General features: G+C 70.2%; 20 protein-coding genes. 5 read left to right on the top strand and 15 right to left on the bottom strand.

The window, feature by feature from the left end:
- Positions 1 to 221: 221 nt before the first annotated feature.
- Entirely contained in the window at positions 222 to 1,196 is a 975-nt protein-coding gene (locus WMF28_RS25880; RefSeq protein ID WP_437595989.1) for a sigma-54 interaction domain-containing protein, read from the top strand.
- A 202-nt stretch (positions 1,197 to 1,398) separates the two neighbouring features.
- Here WMF28_RS25880 and WMF28_RS25885 read toward each other — a convergent pair whose 3' ends face one another.
- Entirely contained in the window at positions 1,399 to 2,250 is an 852-nt protein-coding gene (locus tag WMF28_RS25885) for a hypothetical protein (RefSeq protein ID WP_437595990.1), read from the bottom strand.
- A 265-nt stretch (positions 2,251 to 2,515) separates the two neighbouring features.
- Between WMF28_RS25885 and WMF28_RS25890 the strand changes: the two genes are divergently transcribed.
- Positions 2,516 to 3,175, top strand: coding sequence for a hypothetical protein (locus tag WMF28_RS25890; protein WP_437595992.1), 660 nt, complete (start codon positions 2,516 to 2,518; stop codon positions 3,173 to 3,175).
- On the opposite strand, the gene WMF28_RS25895 is transcribed toward WMF28_RS25890, so the two are convergent.
- From WMF28_RS25895 to WMF28_RS25950, 12 genes are all read right to left on the bottom strand, one after another.
- The gene (locus tag WMF28_RS25895; RefSeq protein WP_437595993.1) at positions 3,170 to 3,469 is read right to left on the bottom strand and encodes a type II toxin-antitoxin system RelE/ParE family toxin; all 300 of its coding nucleotides are present in this window, start codon (positions 3,467 to 3,469) and stop codon (positions 3,170 to 3,172) included. The two genes, WMF28_RS25890 and WMF28_RS25895, sit on opposite strands and share 6 nt — an antisense overlap.
- Positions 3,466 to 3,720, bottom strand: a complete 255-nt coding sequence (locus WMF28_RS25900; protein ID WP_437573748.1) for an addiction module protein — start codon at positions 3,718 to 3,720, stop codon at positions 3,466 to 3,468. The genes WMF28_RS25895 and WMF28_RS25900 overlap by 4 nt, the downstream gene beginning before the upstream one ends.
- Before the next feature lie 92 nt (positions 3,721 to 3,812).
- On the bottom strand, positions 3,813 to 4,007 hold the full coding sequence (locus tag WMF28_RS25905) for a ferredoxin (RefSeq protein WP_437477000.1): 195 nt from the start codon (positions 4,005 to 4,007) through the stop codon (positions 3,813 to 3,815).
- Positions 4,004 to 5,257 (bottom strand): cytochrome P450, encoded by a 1,254-nt coding sequence (locus tag WMF28_RS25910; protein ID WP_437595995.1) that lies wholly within the window; start codon positions 5,255 to 5,257, stop codon positions 4,004 to 4,006. Before WMF28_RS25910 ends, WMF28_RS25905 begins: the two co-directional genes overlap by 4 nt.
- A 493-nt stretch (positions 5,258 to 5,750) precedes the next feature.
- On the bottom strand, positions 5,751 to 6,461 hold the full coding sequence (locus WMF28_RS25915) for a hypothetical protein (RefSeq protein ID WP_437595996.1): 711 nt from the start codon (positions 6,459 to 6,461) through the stop codon (positions 5,751 to 5,753).
- 204 nt (positions 6,462 to 6,665) lie between these two features.
- Positions 6,666 to 8,030, bottom strand: a complete 1,365-nt coding sequence (locus WMF28_RS25920) for a hypothetical protein (RefSeq protein WP_437595997.1) — start codon at positions 8,028 to 8,030, stop codon at positions 6,666 to 6,668.
- Positions 8,031 to 8,417: 387 nt separating this feature from the next.
- Complete coding sequence (locus WMF28_RS25925) at positions 8,418 to 9,059, bottom strand: bifunctional 4-hydroxy-2-oxoglutarate aldolase/2-dehydro-3-deoxy-phosphogluconate aldolase (RefSeq protein ID WP_437595998.1); 642 nt, start codon at positions 9,057 to 9,059, stop codon at positions 8,418 to 8,420.
- 8 nt (positions 9,060 to 9,067) lie between these two features.
- Positions 9,068 to 10,165: a PfkB family carbohydrate kinase gene (locus WMF28_RS25930; protein WP_437595999.1), complete on the bottom strand. Its 1,098-nt coding sequence runs from the start codon at positions 10,163 to 10,165 to the stop codon at positions 9,068 to 9,070.
- Between the two features lie 110 nt (positions 10,166 to 10,275).
- Positions 10,276 to 11,940 carry an MFS transporter gene (locus WMF28_RS25935; RefSeq protein WP_437596000.1) on the bottom strand — a complete coding sequence of 555 codons (1,665 nt, stop codon included), beginning with the start codon at positions 11,938 to 11,940 and terminating at the stop codon, positions 10,276 to 10,278.
- The gene (locus WMF28_RS25940; RefSeq protein ID WP_437596001.1) at positions 11,937 to 12,710 is read right to left on the bottom strand and encodes an SDR family NAD(P)-dependent oxidoreductase; all 774 of its coding nucleotides are present in this window, start codon (positions 12,708 to 12,710) and stop codon (positions 11,937 to 11,939) included. The genes WMF28_RS25935 and WMF28_RS25940 overlap by 4 nt, the downstream gene beginning before the upstream one ends.
- Entirely contained in the window at positions 12,707 to 13,825 is a 1,119-nt protein-coding gene (locus tag WMF28_RS25945) for a hypothetical protein (RefSeq protein ID WP_437596002.1), read from the bottom strand. Before WMF28_RS25945 ends, WMF28_RS25940 begins: the two co-directional genes overlap by 4 nt.
- On the bottom strand, positions 13,822 to 15,063 hold the full coding sequence (locus WMF28_RS25950) for an enolase C-terminal domain-like protein (RefSeq protein WP_437596003.1): 1,242 nt from the start codon (positions 15,061 to 15,063) through the stop codon (positions 13,822 to 13,824). The genes WMF28_RS25945 and WMF28_RS25950 overlap by 4 nt, the downstream gene beginning before the upstream one ends.
- A 392-nt stretch (positions 15,064 to 15,455) precedes the next feature.
- On the opposite strand from WMF28_RS25950, the gene WMF28_RS25955 reads away from it, so the two are divergent.
- Together WMF28_RS25955 and WMF28_RS25960 are read left to right on the top strand one after the other, a co-directional pair.
- Complete coding sequence (locus WMF28_RS25955) at positions 15,456 to 15,623, top strand: hypothetical protein (protein WP_437596005.1); 168 nt, start codon at positions 15,456 to 15,458, stop codon at positions 15,621 to 15,623.
- A gap of 155 nt (positions 15,624 to 15,778) precedes the next feature.
- Positions 15,779 to 16,648, top strand: coding sequence for a PAS domain-containing protein (locus tag WMF28_RS25960; protein ID WP_437596006.1), 870 nt, complete (start codon positions 15,779 to 15,781; stop codon positions 16,646 to 16,648).
- Positions 16,649 to 16,697: 49 nt separating this feature from the next.
- Here WMF28_RS25960 and WMF28_RS25965 read toward each other — a convergent pair whose 3' ends face one another.
- Positions 16,698 to 17,297, bottom strand: coding sequence for an antibiotic biosynthesis monooxygenase family protein (locus WMF28_RS25965; RefSeq protein WP_437596007.1), 600 nt, complete (start codon positions 17,295 to 17,297; stop codon positions 16,698 to 16,700).
- A gap of 37 nt (positions 17,298 to 17,334) precedes the next feature.
- Positions 17,335 to 17,778, bottom strand: coding sequence for a hypothetical protein (locus WMF28_RS25970; RefSeq protein WP_437596008.1), 444 nt, complete (start codon positions 17,776 to 17,778; stop codon positions 17,335 to 17,337).
- 363 nt (positions 17,779 to 18,141) lie between these two features.
- On the opposite strand from WMF28_RS25970, the gene WMF28_RS25975 reads away from it, so the two are divergent.
- Positions 18,142 to 18,783 carry a hypothetical protein gene (locus WMF28_RS25975; RefSeq protein WP_437596009.1) on the top strand — a complete coding sequence of 214 codons (642 nt, stop codon included), beginning with the start codon at positions 18,142 to 18,144 and terminating at the stop codon, positions 18,781 to 18,783.
- The last annotated feature ends 110 nt before the right edge of the window (positions 18,784 to 18,893 follow it).

The raw sequence follows: 18,893 nt of genomic DNA on the forward strand, positions 1-18,893 counted from the left end.
GCGCAGCCACGTCGGTCACAGCGACGGCGGTCACAGCCACGTCGGTCACGGCCACGGGGCACAGCAACATCGGTGCCACGCGACGATGTCCTCTGTTCGTCGCGCGATCCCTACCCGTCCAGCGCAAACAGCGGGATGGATGTGGCATCACGACAAATTGTCGCTATAATTTCCTCGTGAACCGCCGATCGCGACAGATTGACGTAGTTATCGAGCCCGTGATGCGGTCGCTTGCGATGCGGGATCTCGGCCGCGTTCTTCGCACGGTGGCCCCGAAGGAGGTGGGGATCTCGCTCGTCGGCGAGAGCGGGACCGGCAAGGAAGTGCTCGCCCGCCAGGTCCATGATCTGTCGCTCCGTCGCTCGGGTCCTTTCATCCCCATCAACTGCGCTGCCGTGCCGGAGGCGCTCTTCGAGAGCGAGCTGTTCGGCCACGAGAGAGGCGCCTTCACCGGAGCGGTCGAGAGGACGCGCGGCAAGATCCAGGCGGCGGACGGCGGGACGCTCTTCCTCGACGAGATCGGCGAGATGCCGATCTCGGTTCAGGCAAAACTCCTGCGCTTCCTGGAGAACAGGAAGTTCATGCGCGTCGGCGGCACCGAGAAGCTGTCCGTGAACGCCCGCATCGTGTGCGCGACGCTGCGGCCGCTGGAGGAGGAGGTGAAGGCCGGCCGTTTCCGGGCCGACCTCTATTATCGTATCCAGGGGGTCACGCTGCTGGTGCCGCCCCTCCGGGAGCGACAGGCCGATTTCCCGCCGCTCGTGCACCTGTTCCTGCAGCAGCTCGCCGCCAAGCACGGGGAGCCGCCGGCCCGGATGACGCGGGCCGCGATGGCCGCTTTGCGCCGGCACGACTGGCCGGGCAACGTGCGCGAGCTCCGGAGCGTCATCGAGCTGCTCACGCTCCTGCGATCGGGCAAGCAGGTCCGGGTGCGCGATCTTCCAAGGCCGCTCCGGGAGCTGGCCCCGGCCGGAGAGGCCCTTTCCGCATCGGGCTCCGGAGGCGCTCGCGTGCTGGAGATCTCCCTCGACGCCACGCTGGACGAGTCGCTCCGGAAGATCCTCGACGCCGCGCTGGCGCTGGAGAGCGGCAATCGCTCGAGGGCCGCAAAGCGGCTCGGGATCAGCCTTCGCACGGTGCAGCGGTATCTCGCGGCGTCGGGCCCGCTCGGGCCGGCTGCGCCGCCCGCGCCTTGAGCCAGCCAGTCGACGCCGCGCACATTCCCGCTCGCGCCGACGCGGACCGCGCGGATACGCGACAGATCGGCGACGGGGATGGCGCGCGGCGCTTCGCCCTTGACACCTCGAATCGCTTCGAGCTTCGGCAGACGAAGCGAGCACTCACAGTGCGGATGAGCCCGCCGTGAACACCGCGCGCCCACGAGGGAGCCATCTCGGCTCACGCCACGGGGAGCTGCTCCGCGACCCACGCCTCCCAGTCCGGCGGCATGCGCGTGGCGTCGAGGTAGCGGCGGAGCTGGTCGGCGTCATCGAAGGCCGACATTCCCCACAGGCGGAACGCGTCGACATAACCCATGTCGTCCTCGAAGGAGTCGGCGAAATCGGCGAGCGACAGGCCGAGCTGCCAGGGCGCCTTCACGTGCCCGGCGCAGAGCACTCGGGCGAGCGACAGGAGCCCGCGGTGAGGATCGAGCATGCCAGCGTCCCCTGTCTCGAGCGCCTGTGCGCACGCTCGCCAGCTCTCCGGCACGCCGGGGGGCGTCCATCCGCTGCCTTTCCGGAGCTCGGCGACCTGGCGCGACCAGAACCAGAGCTCGCGGGTGTTGTAGCGGGCCGCGTCCTCGGGCGTCGGGTACATCTCCCACGGCCAGCTCAGCTCCTTCTGCTGGGCGAGCCAGGTGGTGAAAGCGACGTCGGACGCGATGAGCCCCTGTTCCAGGAGCGCGGAGCGGCGCTGGACCACCGCAGTCGGGTCGTCCTCGTCGCTGTCGTCCTCGTCGCTGTCGTCCTCGTCGCCACCCTCCGCGGGGTACAGGACATCGTGAACGGCGTCTGCCCAGCTGATGGGAGCGGGCGGGTGGCGTCGCAGGTAGGCGATGCGGCTCTCGGGATCCGGGGCAAGCTGCTCGAGGAAGACGCTCCACAGCCCCATCCAGTCCTCACCTGCGCCCATTCGCCAGCCGAGCGTGTGGCGCTCGTAGTCGGGGAAGCGCTCCCATGGCGGAGGGAGATCGCCCTGCGGGTCGAGATGCTCGCGGAGGCGGGAGCGACAGCTCTCTTTCCAGCTCATGACGGCAGCATACAGCACACGACGCGAGCCGTCGTGGACGGCGTCGAGCCATACGGCTCGACCGTCCGATCCGGGATGGACGAGACAGCGCCCGTCCGGCGCCGCCGCGACGAAACCGGCGACGCCGCCCCGCGTAGGAGCGGTGGGTGCGCTGCGCCCGGAGGGCCTCGACGAGGTCATCCAGGGCGATGCGGTCGCGCAACCCGCGCGCGAGCGCGCAGCTTCCAACCGGAGTATCCCTCCCCCGTCCAAGGACTGACCCCCAATGAGCCCCCTGAGACATCTTCAAGGATGGTCCCTGCTGCGCACGAGCCTGCTGATCATCGCGGCCGTCGCGGTCGCGATCCTGTGGCGCAGCGACTTCTCGGTGGATGGCGTGCGCATGGTCCTGCGGACGACGGCGCGCACCTCCCTGGCGCTGTTCCTGCTGGCCTTCACCGCGTCGGCGGCGTTCCGCCTGTGGCCCAGCACCTTCACGCGCTGGCAGCGCGCCAACCGCCGCTACCTTGGCCTGTCGTTCGCGGGCTCGCACGCCATCCACGCGCTGGCCATCATGGCGTATGCCTTCATGGATCCGGTGCTCTTTCACTCGCGGATCCCGCCATCGACCCATGTGATCTCGGGCCTCGGCTACGTCTTCATCCTCGCGATGGCCGTCACGTCCTTCAGGCGCACCGCGGCCTGGCTCGGCGCCCGGGCGTGGAAGGCGCTTCATCTCGCGGCATCCTATTATCTGTGGCTGTCGTTCATGAACTCCTTCGGCAAGCGCGCGGCGTCGGACCCGTTCTACTGGCCGTTCGCGGGCCTTGTCGTGGCCGCGTTGCTGATCCGCATCGTCGGCAAGACCCCGGGTCTTGCCGCGGATCCAGCGAGTGATGAGCTGCCGCGGGCTCGGTCGAGGACGCCCGCCCCGACCCTGCTATGAAGAGATTCGGCTCTTCCAGTATCCAGGTTCGCGGCGAGCGTGCATCACAGCGATGATAACGATGTGCTCGCTCGAGAGCCGGTAGATCAACGCGTAAGGGAACTTGCGCAGGTTCCACCGCCGCACGTCATCCTCGATCCGCGCCGCGGCGTCAGGGTTCCGTCGAGCGAAACCGACGGCCGCCTCGAACGCATCGACGAACCGCGATGCCGCCTCGGGCGACAGCTCGAGATAATGGTCGACCGCCTCTTCGAACTCCTGAAGCGCACGCGGGTGGAACCGGAACCGCCTCACTGCCGGCGCGCATCGATCCGGGCGCGCGCATTGCGGAGGACGTCCTCGCCGTCCACGAGCTGCACCGTCCCTGCCTCGACCTCCGCTGCTCGCCTTCGGATCTCCTCGATCTGCCCTGATGCGAGAGGCCAGCTCTCCTCGGGGTGGAGGCTCTCCCAGATCCGGTAGGCCACGAGCTCACGCAGCGCCGGCGGGAGGGCGAGCGCCAGATCTGTCAACCTGTCCACTTCGGCGTCCACGTCGGCAGGCATGCGATCCGATCTCCTCTTGCGGAGCGCGATCCTACCACGAACGGCGACGTGGGCGACCCTTTCCGGCGCGCGCGCCCTCCCCCGGATACCCCTTAATCCACGATCTCGAGCGCTCGCCGCGGGCACGCCCGCACCGCCCGCTCGACCTTCGGCCGCAGCGCCGGGTCCACCTCGTCCAGCAGGACGTGGAGCCGATCCTCCTCGTCCACGCGGAAGGCCTCCGGCGCGACCCGCATGCAGGCCTGGTTGGCCTCGCAGAGATCCCGGTCGACGACGACCCGGCTCATCCGCCCACCCCGGACCGAGCCGCGGGCGTCACCGCCACGCGCAGCGACGAGAGCTTGCGGAGGATCGGGTGCCGCGCGTACGTGGGCTCTCCGATGACCCGCATGTCCGCGTAGCGGCGCATCAACGTCCCGATGGCGACCTCGCCCTCGAGCCGCGCGAGCGAGGCGCCCAGGCAGTAATGCGGCCCGAGGCCAAAGCTCAGGATCTCCTCGGACTGCCGCCGCGGGTCGTAGCGGTCCGCGTCGGGGATGGCGCGAGGATCGCGCAGCGCCGCCGGCAGGATCGCGACGAGGGTCGACCCCCTGCCCATGCGCACGCCGCCGATCTCGACGTCCTCCGTGCAGTACCGCACGATCCCTCCCTTGCCGAAATTGTCGAAGCGCAGGAGCTCGTCCATCGCGCCGCGCAGGAGCGCGGGCTCGGCCCGCACCGCCGCCGCGCGCTCGGGCACGCAGAGCAGCGACATGACGCCGAAGCAGATGAAATGCACCGTGGTCTCCGAGCCGGCAGCGAGGATCGTGGCGACGAGCCCGAGCATCTCGTCCTCGCTCAGCCGGTCCCCCTCGGCCTCGGCGCGGATGAGCGTGCTCAAGAGATCGTCGCCCAGGCGGTCGCGCCGCTCGGCGATGAGCTCGCGGAGGAGCTCCACGCCCGCAGGCACCGGGGCGACGACCGCCGCGAACGTCTCGGGGGTGAGGCGCGGGTCGACGGTCCTGATGAGCGCCTCGCCGAAGTCCCGGAAGATCTTCTCGTGCGTTCCCGGGATGTCGAGCATCGAGGCGACGACGCGCAGGGGGATGAAATCGGCGAACTCCGCGATCTCGATCTCGTCCTTGCCCTCGAACGGCGCGAGCGCCTCGTCGACGGTGCGCTGGATCATCGGGCGCAGGCGGTCGATCGCGCGCGGGGTGAAGGCAGGGCTCACGGCCCGGCGGACGCGCGCGTGGTCCTTGGGTGCGAGGCGGAACAGCGAGTGCTCGAACGGCGCGCGGATCGGCTCCGGCAGCCCCGCCTCGGGCGCGGGCAGCCCGGCCGCCGCGGGATCGGTCGCGAGCCGCGGATCGCGCAGCACGCTCGCCACATCGTCGAAGCGGCTCACCACATAGGACTGCGCATCCGGCCAGAAATACACAGGCGCGGACTCGCGCAGCTCCGTGTACGCGGGGTAAGGGTCCGCGTCGAACCCCGGCGCGTCCGGCTTGAAGTGGAGCACCGGACATCCCTTTGCGGCTCGATTCGGCGTCATCATCGTCCCTCCTTCACGCGCGGAGACGGGCACCCCTCCGATCTCCGCCGGCGCCCCTCGCAGCCAGCGCGATCGGCGAGCGAGCCCACCATCGCGGCGACAAGCATACCCACGAACCGAGGAGAAGGTGCAGCTCGAATGGCGCAGGGAGCATCGATCCGGCGCGGCGCACCACGGGGTCTCTCGCGGGGGAAGCGCTTCCCTCGCGGCCCCGAGCGCGCCGAGCGACCCACCGGGAGCCCGATGCGCGCTCGTTCGATCGCATTGCGGAGGAAGAGCCCCGATCGTGCACACTCGTCCCCTGTTCTCCTTCTCATGTGAGCAGGAGAAGCAGCTGGGTCCCCACACCGCACGAGACACCGGCCCGGTTTCCGCTCTCGTCAGAGATTGTGCTCTATGCGGCGCTCCCGGGCCGGTTATTCCTGGGCTTGCTCGATCGGACGAGGGGATGCCCCTCGCGGGACACACGTCGAGCCCATCGCTGCCCAGGAGCCCCTCAGTCCTCCAGGGGATAGCAGGACCCGGCCAAGCAAATGCAGGTCTCGGAGAATCCGCACGCACAATCGCTGTCCTCGACGCACTCATCGCCCATGCACTGGCCCTCCCCGTCGCACTGCTCCTGCCCCCCCCAGCCGCACGGCATCCCTCGCTGAACGGGCTCCGTCAGGCAGGCACCGTCGATGCAGATGTGCTCCGCACATTCCGTCGAGGAGTCGCAATCGGCGTCGTCCACGCACTCTGCCGACGCGCATTCGCCAGCCTCGTCGCAGTCCCCGCCTGGGCACGAGCACCCCGCCGGCACGCATTGGCCAGCCTCATCGCAGATCCCTCCTGGGCACGACGACCCTGGCTGGGGCGAGTGCTCGGGCGTCACCCCGGCGCAGGCGTCGACGGTGCAGGGATTGCCATCGTCCGGGAGCTCGTCCGCGGGGACCCCCTTCCGAGCGCCGCGGCCATCGCAGACCGTCCGCTGGCAATCGCCCGCCACCGGCTCGATCTCGGTCCCCTCCGGCAGCAGCGCCGCGCCGCACCTGCCGTCGACGCACGCCGAGATCTGGCATGGATCCGCCGGAGCAGGGCAATCCGACGGCACAGCGCAGCTCCCCCCGGAATCAGGGTTCGAGGCACCAGCGCCGCCGCTCCCCCCGTCGCCGAAGTTGCGTTCCTCGACCTCGCATCCGGTCACCGACGCGCCGAACCCGGCCATCGCGGCAATCAGGAGGAGCTGGAAAGAACCAGCGGTGCTGCGACGATCACAGCGCCACTGTCGATTTACAGGGACATAAGATGGCGACATGGGTCATTGTAATGCAGGACGCGCCCGCTGGCGAAGCGAGTGCCCCCATGCTCGTCGCGCGAAGCAGGGTGGCTCGACCCGGCCCGGCTTGAGGGCGACGCGGCCGAGCGCCGCTCAGAAGAAGCTGTAGAGGGACAGCTTGAAGCGCTCGTTTGTCGCGGTCACGTCGTCGGCGAACGTCTGCTCCGAGCGCTGGAACGAGAGGCCCGCGCGGAGGGCCGGCAGGATGTCGACGAACAGGTTGCCATCGATGTAGCGCGACTCGCGGAAGGCGGTGCGAAGGTCCCTGTAGCCGTGCTCCGCCGTGATCCGATCCGACCAGCCCTGGGTATAGTTGGCGGAGAGGGAGACGCGGCCCGAGGGGGGCAGATAGTACTGGAGCCCGACCATCATCCCGCGCCAGCCGATGGTCTTGAGGTCGTTGTTCGCGTCGTACACCGCGAGGCCGTTGTCGATGTCCGGCGTGTAGGGCGCGCCGTCCGGGAGCGGCGGGTTCGGCACGTTGCTCGCGACGCCCACGATGTCCGCGATGCCCGTGCCGGAGAAGAACGAGCCGGTCAACGTCAGCGCATTGCCCGGGTCTTCGAGCGCGCTCGCCGGGATGATCGGGATCAGCGCGTCGACCGAGATCCCGTAGCCGTTGGCAGACCTCGAGTGGAGCGGGGCGGCGGTGTGCTCGGCCACCTTCAAGTGGCGGAACAGGCCCGAGACGCCGAGGGTCAGCGAGTCGAACAACATCCCGCCGGCGCCCAGCGTGTGAATGCCCTTCCAGCCGTTGAAGCCGAAGCGCATGCCCGCCTGGAAGTCGGGCACCTCGGAGTCGCGCTGCGGCGGCTTGACGACGGCCGCCGCGATCTCGACGTTGACCGGCTCCGACTTGAAGGTGTGGCCGACGCGCACCTGCGGCATCCTGCCGAAGACCTGGTTCATCACCGGGAAGAACGACGACGTGGCCGGGAAGAAGAACGGCTGCCACGCGAACAGGTGATAGGTCTGGCCAATCACCACGTCGACGTAATCCGACTCCAGCTTGACGAACGCCTGGCGCAGGCGGAAGGTGCCGCTGCTCACCAGCGCGGCTTCCGAGACGTTGGGCGGCTGGCTGCCGAAGAAGTCGAGCTCCAGGACGGAGGTGGCCTTGATCCCCTCGTACTCGGGCGCGCTCACCTTGACGCCAAGGCGGGAGTTCCGCGTCGTGAAATGCGTGCGGGCGTGCCTGCCCGCATAGGTGTCCTCGCGCTGGATCACCGTGGCCCCCACCGACTCGCCGAAGCTCTGGGTGGAGTCGTGCATGATGTCGAACTCCGCCATCCCGTAGATCGTGGCTTTCCACTTGGAGGTCACGGGAGCGGCGGCCGGAACGGGCGGCTTGGCCGACTCCACCGGAGGGACCGGCTCCGGCGCCGCAGCCGCAGGCCCGGTGCCCGCCATCGGCGGAGGCGTGGCCGGCGCCTGCGTGCCCGTCGGGAGCTGCGTCATGCCGGCGTCCGCCGGCTGGGGGGCTTGCGCCGCCTCAGCCGGGGCCGGAGCCGCCGCCGCAGCCGGGGCCGGGGCCGGAGCCGCAGCCGGGGCCGCAGCCGCCGCCCCCGGAGGCGGCGCCGGCGGGGGAGCCTGGCCATGCGCCGCCGCCGCCGCGAAGAGAATCGACGCACCGAATAGGTTCGCAACCTTCGATTGGTTCATGTTCGAAGCCCCTGATGTTCGACGGCGCCGGGGATCCTCGCGAGCGCCGCAAGTAATTGATTTTGTTATATTTTCACGTCGCACCGGGCGGATCACGGCCCGGGCGTCTTGATCATCACGGCTGCCCGGCGGCGCAGACCGGGGTCGAAACGACGAACGGTGTTCGCGCCTGCTGTGTCCGCCTCAAGCCGGGCGGACGGCCTCGCGGAATGCGCGGGCCCGGGCGACGAGCTCGTCGCGCCGCCCCTCGCGCAAGAGCTTGAGATCCACGAGATTGCTGCCGACGCCGACGGCCACCGCGCCCGCGGCGAGAAAAGAGCCCACGTTCTGCAGCGTCGCGCCGCCGGTGGGCATGAGCGGGATGTGCGGCAGAGGCGCCTTGAGCGACTTGAGGTACGACGCGCCGCCGAGCGCGTCGCAGGGGAACACCTTCACGACGTCCCCGCCCGCCCGGTGCGCCGCCACGACCTCGGTCGGCGTGAGCGCGCCGGGGGCGTGGACGACGTTCATGGCGAGGCACGCCTTCACCGTCGCCTCGTCGAGCGCGGGGCTGACGACGAAGCGCGCCCCGGCCTCGACGCACGCCTCGGCGGTGCGGGCGTCGAGCACGGTGCCCGCGCCGACAAGGGCCCGATCGCCGTGGCGCGCGGCGATCTCGCGCACGACCTCCACCGCGCCGGGCACGGTCATCGTGATCTCGAGGACGTCGATCCCGCCGTCGAGGAGGGCCTCGACCGCCTGCAGCGCCTCGTCGGCCGAGCCCGCGCGCACGACAGGCACGATGCGCGTGCGCCCGATCCAGCCGAGCACGGCTTGCTTGTTCATCGGCCCGCTCATCGATCCACCCGCGCCGTGCCCAGCTTCATCGCCTTGAGTACCTCGTCAAGGGTCGCCATCGTCGTGTCGCCGGGCGTCGTCATCGCGAGCGCCCCGTGCGCCGCGCCGCAGTCGACGGCCCACTGCGGGCCCTGACCCGCGAGGAAGCCGTAGATCAGGCCCGAAGCGAACGAGTCGCCGCCGCCCACGCGGTCGTAGATCTCGAGGTCCTTGCGCTCGGGCGCCTTGTACAGCTGGCCGCCCTCGTACAGCACCGCGCTCCAGTCGTTGCGCGTCGCCGAGGTCGCCACACGCAGGGTCGTCGCGACCGCCTGGATGTTCGGGAACGCCGCGATGACGCGCTCGATCATGGCCTCGAACGCGCCCACGTGGAGCGTCCTGTGCGCGTCGTCGAGGTCCTCGACCTCGAAGCCGAGGGCCGCGGTGAAGTCCTCCTCGTTGCCCAGCATCACGTCGACGTACGGCGCGAGCGCGCGGTTGACCTCCCGCGCGCGGGCCTGGCCGCCGATCGACCTCCAGAGCGAAGGGCGGTAGTTCAGATCGTAGGAGACGACGACCCCGCGCCGCCTGGCCGACTCCATGGCCTCCTTCGCGACGTCCGGCGTGGTCTCGGAGAGCGCGGCGAAGATGCCGCCGGTGTGGAACCACCGCGCGCCCTCCCGGCCGAAGATCGCGTCCCAGTCGATGTCGCCGGGCTTCAGCTGCGACGCGGCGGTGTGGCCGCGGTCCGAGACGCCCACCGCCCCGCGGATGCCGAAGCCCCGCTCGGTGAAGTTCAGGCCGTTGCGCACCGTCCGCCCCACGCCGTCGTGGGGCACCCAGCGGAGGTGCGAGAGGTCCACGCCGCCCTGCAGCATGAGATCCTCGATGAGGCGCCCGACTGGGTTGTCCGCGAGGGCGGTCACGATGGCCGACCGGAGCCGGAAGCAGCGGCGGAGGCCGCGGGCGACGTTGTACTCGCCGCCGCCCTCCCAGGCGTGGAAGCCGCGCGCGGTCGAGATCCGACCGTCGCCTGGATCGAGGCGCAGCATGACCTCGCCGAGGGAGACGAGGTCCCAGCGGCAGGCAGCAGGATCGCGGAGCGTGAAGGGCATGGTTCACCGGCAGGAGCGCTGGCCGCGCGACGGAGGGGCCGAGTCGCGGAGGAGGGCGCGAGGGGATGTGAGAGCCGCGGAGAGGCGATGAGGCTCGCCGGGGGCGGAGCTCACGGGTTGCCTCCCGGCGCTGCGGACGACTGCACCTCTGCGACGGACGGGCCCGTATAGCCCTTGGCGCCGGCGCCCCTGGACTCGACGATGGGCCGCCCGTCGCGGTCGAGCTTGACGAGCTCGGCCTTGGTCCCCTGGGCCGTCGGCCAGAGATACCAGCGCGCGTCCATCCAGCCCACGTGAGCGGCGGGGCCCTCGACCGGCGCGCCCGTCGCGCCGAGCTGGGCGGACCGCGTCGCGCGGTACTCGGCGACGGAGTCGTACGGAGGACGGTTGAGGGCGAACTGCAGGGCCGCGATGCTGGCCAGCATCGCCAGGCCGCCGGCGACGATCGCCGCCTTCGGCACCCGCCGCCTGGGCACGACCGGCTCGACCCGCGGCAAGAGGAGGTGCAGCACGAGCAGCCCGACGAGGTACAGGCTGCCTGCGAGCAGGAACGGCACGGCGTACGAGCCGGTGAGCGTGAGCGACCGGGCCACGAAGATCTGGAAGATCGCCCCGCCGACGACGCCGAACGCGGTCTTGATGCCGACCACCGTCGCCATCGCAGGGCGAGGCAGGGTGTCCGAGACGAGCGTGTAGAGATTGCTGCTCCAGCCCTGATGCGCCGCCGCGGCGAGCGAGATGAGCCCGACGGCGATGTACACCGACGGGATGCCGGCGACGCTCGGGACGTCGACGAGCTGGCCGACGGCCATGACGGGCACCGCGGCGAGCGCGCAGGCGAGCATCGCGAGCTTCCGCGCCGTGCCGACCGAGCGGCCGCTCGCGATGAGCTTCGAGGAGAGCCAGCCGCCGCCGATCGCGCCGCCGTCGGCCACGATGAACACGACCGGGATCGCGTAGGCCATGAACATCGGCGTCAGCTTGAACTCGCCGACGAGGAACTTCGGCAGCCAGGTGAGATAGAACCACCACGGCGCGTCGGTGAAGAACTTCGCCATCGCGACCGCGTAGACGGGCCGCATCCCGAACACCTCGCTGATGCCGAGGGCCTCGGTCGACTCCTTCGCGTCGGAGCGGATGTGCGCGAGCTCCGCGGGCGACACCTTCGGGTGCTCCTCGGGGCGCCGGTAGAGGCGCGTCCAGAAGAAGATCCACACGACGCCGATCCCGCCGAGGAAGAGGAAGCAGGCGCGCCAGCCGTACGCCTCCGCGATGCGCACCGCGAGGAGCGGGGCGAGGATGGCGCCGACGTTCGAGCCGCAGTTGAACAGGCCGGTCGCGAGCGCCCTCTCCTTCTTGGGGAACCACTCGGCGACGGTGCGGACGGCGGAGGGGAAGTTGCCCGCCTCGCCGACCCCGAGCAGGAAGCGGATCGCGGCGAAGCCGCTGAAGCTGCCGACGAAGGCGTGGGCCGCAGAGGCGACGTTCCAGAGCAGGAACGTCACGGTGAGCCCCTTGCGGGTGCCGACGCGGTCGATCCAGCGCCCGACGAACACCATGCCGAAGCCGTAGGCGAGCAGGAAGCTCACGTTGATGAGCGCGAGGTCCGTCGGCCCGAGGCGCAGCTCGTCCTCGAAGAACGGGACGAGCAGCGAGAAGAGCTGCCGGTCGAGGTAGTTGATCGTCGTCGCGAAGAAGAGGAGCGCGCAGATGGTCCAGCGGGTGCGCGTCATCACGCCGCCGCTCGCCGGGACCACGGGAGATGCAGCGGTCATTGGTTCACCCCAGAAGCTAGAAAGCCACCGTCGACTGCGATGCTCGTGCCGGTGATGAAGCTCACCGCGTCAGAGCAGAGGAAGAGGGCCGCGCCGATCAGCTCCTGCGTCTCGCCGAAGCGGCCGAGCGGCGTGCGGGCGAGCAGCTCCTGCCCGCGCGCGGTGCCGTCGAGGAGGGCGCGGTTGAGGTCGGTCACGAAGACGCCCGGCACGAGGGCGTTCGTGCGGATACCGTGCTTCGCCCACTCGGCCCCGAGGCTCCGGGTGAGCGCCATCACGGCCGCCTTGGATGCGCCGTAGGCCGCCACCTCGTGGAACGCGACGAAGCTCGACAGCGAGGCGATGTTGACGATGCGGCCCCGGCCGCTCTCGCGCAGCGGGCCGTGGAACGACTGGCAGGCGCGCAGCATGCCCGTGACGTTCGTGTCGAGCAGGCTGTTCCACTCGGCGTCTCCGACGTCGACCGTGGGTGTGCGGAAGGTCCGGCCGGCGCAGTTGACGAGGATGTCGACGCCGCCGAGCGCCTGGACCACGCCGTCGCGCAGGGCGTCGAGGGACGCCCGGTCGCTGACGTCGCACGTCGCCTCGAGCGAGCGGACGCCCCGCTGGAGGATCTCGCCATGGACCGCCCGGGCCCGATCGGCGCGCGTGCCCGAGGCGACGGTGTGGACCCCCGCCTCGGCGAGGCCGAGGGCGATCGCGCGGCCGATGCCGGAGGTGCCGCCGATCACGACGGCCGTGCGGCCCGCGATGTCGAAGATTTGGGTCATGCTCCCAGCCATTCCCCGGCGATGCCGCCCAGGAGCGCGCGCGCGTCGCGCTCGATTTGCGCGTCGGTCGGCGGGACGGACATCGCGCCGTAGCGTCGCGAAAGCGCGTTGCCGATCGAGCGGCGCGCGTGGCGCCATTTGTAGATCAGCTGATCCAGGACGCGTGCGTCGGAGTGCTGCGGCACGAAGGTCGGCCCCAGCATCTCCAGCCGCATCGAGGTCGTCTCCTCGATGAGGCTCGGGTTGTTCATGAACCACCAGCAGCCGAACGGGAGGACGTTCGCGAACTTGCGCGCCACGACGCAGAGGCCGTGCGTGTTCTCGCGCGCGAGCGTCGTGACGAGGAAGCGGACGTCGGGGTTGTCGCCGGCGAGCCGCTCGAGCGGGGCCAGGTCGACGGTGCTCATGCCGTCGCCGGCCACGCCGAGGCGGGGGTTCACCGCGCGCCGGACGCCGACCATCATCGCGAACGGCAGGTCGTGCGCGCGGCACGCGTCCAGCACGGCCCGGGGCGGGGCCGAGACCTCGTTGACGGAGATCGCCAGGTAGCGCGGCCGCATGCGGGCGATCCACCGGTCGAGCTCGGCCGCGAGGTCGTTCGAGGTGACGAGACGATCGATGCGCAGCGCCGCGTAAAACCGCGGATCGGGCGCGACGTCCGCCTCCCAGATCGCGCGCTCCGCGGGGTCGGTCGGGTCGTTCGTCATCGCGAGCGCGGTCACGCCCGCGAGGCGCAGCACGTCCTCCAGGTGCTCCTCGACCTTGCGCGCGGCGAAGAAGGCGCGCGCGTCGCGCAGGTCGGGCGCGGCGGGGTCGAGCCCGAACGCGTCGAGCACGGTGGCGACCCCCGCGGTCGCCTCGGACAGCGGCGATCGGCGGACGAAGAGCGCCTCCCACACGAGATCGGCCTGCGCCGTCTTGTCGCGGGCGTAGAACGCCTCGGGCGCGACCTTCGGCTCGGCGCGCAGGGTCTCGGCGACGAGGTAGTGATAGGTCAAGAGCTCGTCGACGCCCCAGAGGTTCAGCGTGTTGAACTGGGGGGCGAAGAGGTGAGTGTGGAGATCGATGACGGGCGCGGCGGCGACCGCCTTGGCCACGCGTTCGGCGAGGGTCATCTCGGCACCTCGGGGATTCGGTCGTCCTTGGGATCGGCCCAGCGATCGTTCGGCACGGTCGCGCACCAGGCCGGGCGCAGCGGATCTCTGTCGTAGGGATAGGAGCCCAGGCGGCGGTATTCCTCGGCGTAGTGGGCGAGCTTGTCGCGATCGAGGCGGACGCCCAGGCCGGGGCCCTCGGGGACGCGAATACGGCCGTTCCGGTAGGGGAGCGGGCCTCCCCGGATCACGTCGTCTTTCAGGTGGTGGTAGTGCGCGTCGGCGGCGAACGAGAGGTTCGGGATGACGGCGCCGAGGTGCAGCATCGTCGCGAGCTGCACGCCGAGCTCGCCCGAGGAGTGGACGGCGACGCCGAGGCCGAAGGTCTCGCAGATGCCCGCCGCCTTCACGCAGGGCCGGATGCCGCCCCAGAACGTCGTGTCGAGGAGGATGACGTCCACCGCCGTGTCCAGCACGTTCGCGGCGAGCTGCTCGAAGCCGACGACGACGGTGTTCGTCGCGAGCGGCATCCGCACCTTCTCCCGGGTGCGGCGCATCGCGTGCAGGCCGAACACGGGGTCTTCCAGGTAGTCGTTGTTCAGATCCTCGATCGCCTGCCCGAAGCGGATGCCCTGTTCCGTCGACCAGACGGCGTTCGGGTCGAAGCGGACGCGATCTTCCCCGACGGCGTCGGCCACCGCGCGGTAGCACTCGAGCTCGTAATCCGGGTGGAACACGCCGCCCTTGAGCTTGTGCGAGGTGAACCCGTGCTTCTTCTTCAGCGCCCTCGCCTCGTCGGCGATCTGCTTCGGCGTGCGCACCTCGCCCGATCCATCGGCGTTCGGGTAGCGGAAGAAGAGGTAGGACGCGAAGGGGACCTCGTCCTGCAGCTTGCCGCCGAGAAGGTCGTGGACCGGCACGCCGAAGGCCTGCCCGAGCAGGTCGAGGCAGGCGAACTCCAGCGCGGCGAGGATCTGGGTGCGGTTGTTGTAGAGCGAGGCCGTCGGGTTCGCGATCCTGAACCGCATCTCCTCGAGGCGGGCGGGGTCGTGGCCCACGAGGTAGGCCTTCATGGCGCGGAACACCGCCTCGGCCGACTCGCCGCCGCCGCCCATCTCCCCGAGGCCGATCAGCCCGTTGTCCGCCTCGACCTCCACGATCGTGCGCACGAAGCGGCCCCAGTGGCAGCCGTTCGCGTGGCGCAGCGGCGCCTCGAGCGGCACGGTGACGGTGGTGGCGCGGATGTCGACGATTCTCATGCAGGATGGGGCTCCCGAGGCCCCAGCTTTCCGGTGGGTTGGACGAAGGGTACCCGACGCGCAGTGGTGCCTGCAGGGCGCGCCATCGCCCGATCGGCTCCAGCGTGCAAGACCCGATCAGCGGCTGTGACGCATAAAATTGCAGCAAATCCGCGTAAACGCCGGCGTTGCTGTGCGGCGCCGGTGAATTCCCCCACCGAGACGAATTGATCACGCGTCGATCTGAAATGTGCGATCTCCGCCACCTCGCCGACAAAGTCGCCCGATCAGACCGCCGAGGGGGCTCTGCAGCGCTGCGCGAGAGTTAGAGAAGGAGAGGAACCGCCAAGAGCGCCAAGAGCGCCAAGAGCGCCAAGAGAAGAAATTTTCACAACCACCGTTGACACCTCGCCATGTCCCCGGCTCCGCGGAGAGCGCCGCCCCGAGATCGCCCCCCGCGCCGCTCGGTGGACCTCGCGGTGACGGTGGCGGACGAGCTGCCGGCCGGCACGCGACCGCTCGCGCGGAGCTCCGTCGGCCTCACCACGGCGCCGCTCGTCAAGCTCCACGCAAATATGTAGTGACCGTTAGAAAGACGAGGTACGTTCAAGACGTTATGGCGTGCGCCAATACCTCTTCGTCGCTTGGCGTGGTACCCCGCCCGTTTCTGTCCTTGCGGCGCGATCCACAATGGCTGATAACGAGAGGCTGACCGGGGGGAGATGGGTTTGGCTGCATGGCGTTCAAGCTCCCTTGCATCGACGTCTCTGACTGGAAGACTTTCGAGCTGCTCCAGCTCGTCATCGACACCATCCCGGATCCCATCTTCGTCAAGGATCGGCAACACCGCTGGATCGCCTGCAACCCGGGCTTCTGCAGGCTGATCGGGCAGCGCCACGAGGCCCTGATCGGCCGCAGTGACCCGGATTACTGGCCGAAGGAGCAGGCGGAGGTGTTCTGGAGCTACGACGATGTGGTCTTCGACTCCGGTGAGCCGAGCGAGAACGAGGAGAGCGCCACCGGCTCGGACGGGGTGACGCGCACGATCTGGACCCGCAAGTTCCCGATGAAGAACGCGCGGGGCGAGGTGGTCGGCCTCTGCGGGCTCATCACCGACATCACCGATCTGAAGCAGCGGCACATGGAGGCCGAGCGGATGGCGGCGGAGAACCGGGAGCAGCGGGCGATCATCGACGCGCAGTCGGCGATGCTCGATCGCATGGCGATGCCGGTCATCCAGGTCTGGCAGGGGATCCTGCTCATGCCGCTCGTCGGGGAGATCAACGACCAGCGCGCGGCCCAGGCGCTGGAGAGCCTGCTCGGCGCCATCGGGCAGCGGGGCGCGGAGTTCGTGATCCTCGACATCACCGGCGTGCCGATGATCGACACCGCCGTGGCGCGCCACCTGATCCGCGCCGTGCAGGCGGCGGAGCTGCTCGGCTGTCGGAGCGTGATGGTGGGCATTGGCCCGGAGATCGCGAGGACGCTGGTGAGCCTGGGCATCGACTTCGGCGGGATCTCCACGCAGAGCACGCTCCAGAGCGGGCTCGCCTACGCGATGAGCCGCCTCGGCGCGCAGCGCGCGGCGAGCGCGGCCGCCCGCTGATCCTCGACCGCGGCGGGCCGCGCCGCGGCGCAGCCGTCGCGGCGCGAGCTCACCGCGCCCGGGTCTCGCTCGCCTGGATGCGGCGGACCCCTTCCTCGAGGGTCACCTCGTCGGCGCCGGCCGCCTCCCAGTGGGTGACCGCATAGTTGGGCTCGACCAGCTCGTTCACGGCGTCCATCGCCGCCAGGTGGGCAGGGCTCATGACGAACTCGACCATCGCCTCGGTCGACGACCACACGGCCAGCGTGCGCCCGGAGCCGCAGGACGGCGACTGGCCCAGCTGGATCGCCACGAGGCCTGGCTGCGACGCGAGCTGCGCCTGAATCGCCCCGAAGTACTGCACGTATTTCTCCATCACGGCGTCGCCCGGCCTCGGGATCCCGTAGGTCGCGCTGACCGTGTACGACGAGCCCTCCGGGGGCGGCTGGAGCTTGCCCGTGGCGGGATCGACGCCGGGCCCGCTCAGCGGTTCCGCCTGCAGATCGGCCTCGAGCACGCCGCCTGTGCACTCGGCGGGGGGCGCGTCGGGGGGCGTCGCGCCGGCGTCGTTGCCGCATCCCGGCAGCATCACCCCGAGCGCCGCGAGGACCGCGGCGGCGAAGGCGCGCGAGGAGCGCTCGAGGGTCTCGTTCAACGTGCGTGTCGTCATGGTCATTGTCCTTTCTGGTTCGGGCGCTGCCAGGGGCTCAGTCGGCGCGCGAGACGACCCCGAACACGAGCTCGGGGAACGTCCGCGAGAGGCGGCTTGAGTGGAAATTCGTCTTGCGACCCATGCTCCGCACCTGCACCGGGGTGCCGGGCGGCGGCGCGTCGCCGACCGTGACAGCCCACGTGAGGGCCTCGCCGGTGCGCACGGCGACATAGGTGTACGAGCCGGCCGGGAGGCGCTCCTCGACGCGGCCGACGAGGAGCGCGCGATCGGCGCCGGACCGGGAGAGCTGGCCGAGGGGGTTCGCCGCCGCCACCGCCGCGAGAGGCCCCGAGGCCGCGGATGGCCGGTCCAGTTGCCACGCGAGCGCAAGGAAGAGCGCCGCGAAGACCATGAGGCCGAGGAGCGGCTTCACGAGCCGGCGCCGGGCAGATCGCGGCGCAGCGCTCCGCGCCGCGGGAGCAGGGGAGAGGGGCGTCATCGGTGACTCCTTGTGGGCGCGCCTCGGGCACCCCTTCGAGAGGTCGCCGCTGCGTGGCCGGATACACCTCCGTTCCCGGACGCCGGCGGAACGTTCAATCGACGCCGCGCTTTCGCTCGCGGCCGTTCCAGCACCCCGTGTCGTCGATGATGCAATGCGTTATATTCGCCACGATCGCACAGGATGCAGCGACGCAGGGGGACACAAGGGGGGCGGCGATCCTCCGACCTGCTGAACAAGGAGACGGATCGCGTGGATCGAGCGAGAAATGAACCGCCGCGACGCGAGGGGCGGTCCCAAGAGGCGGCTGTGCAGCCGCCCGGAACCATGTAGAATGACGGTGTCCTCAAAAAGGGGGTAGATTTGAGCCTGTCCGATTTCTTCAAGTCGCCGTTCAGCCGACGGTCCGACGTGTCGTCGCTGCCCTCGCCGCCGCTGGCACCGGAGGACGACGTGCCCGCACCGCCTTCTGAGGTCGATTTCGCGGCCATCCTGCTGGCCGCCGGCGTGAGCCCCGAGCAGCGGAGCAAGATCCTCAAGGCGCAGGAGCTCCTGAGGACGCTGCCCGGCGATACGCCCGCACCGGTGAAGCGGGACATCGTCGAGGCGGCATTCAAGGCCTTCGATGTCCCGACTCAGGAGATCGTGGCCGCAGCGTCGAAGCAGATCGAGGCGCTGAGGGCGTTCACGCGCACCGGCGAAGAGCACACGCAGGAGGTGCTCGCCGAAGGAAACCAGCAGATCAAGCTGCTGGAGTCCAAGATCGCCGGAGTGAAGGCGTCGATGGACCGCGAGGTCGCCGCGCAGGCGGTGCGCGCCAGATCCACGCTCGACCAGATCAACAAGGTGCAGCCGGTGCTGCAGTTCTTCGCGCGGGACGCGGCCGTCCCGGACCACCAGGCCGACCCCACGGTCACCTCGCCGGGGCCAGGGGAGTGGTCCCAGGGCGAAAGCGTGGACGTCCAGTTCGACGGGAGCCCCCTCACCGAGCAGCGTCGCGGATAGGTACCCTCGTCCAGCAGCCGGATCACGAAGGCGACAGGAGCGTCGCCGTCCGGCTCCATGACAGGATTGCGCCGCCGCTCCGCCTTGCCATGCGCTCGGGTGAGGGTGCA

Source organism: Sorangium sp. So ce590 (genome assembly GCF_051521365.1).
In the GTDB taxonomy this organism is placed as follows: Bacteria; Myxococcota_A; Polyangia; order Polyangiales; family Polyangiaceae; genus Sorangium.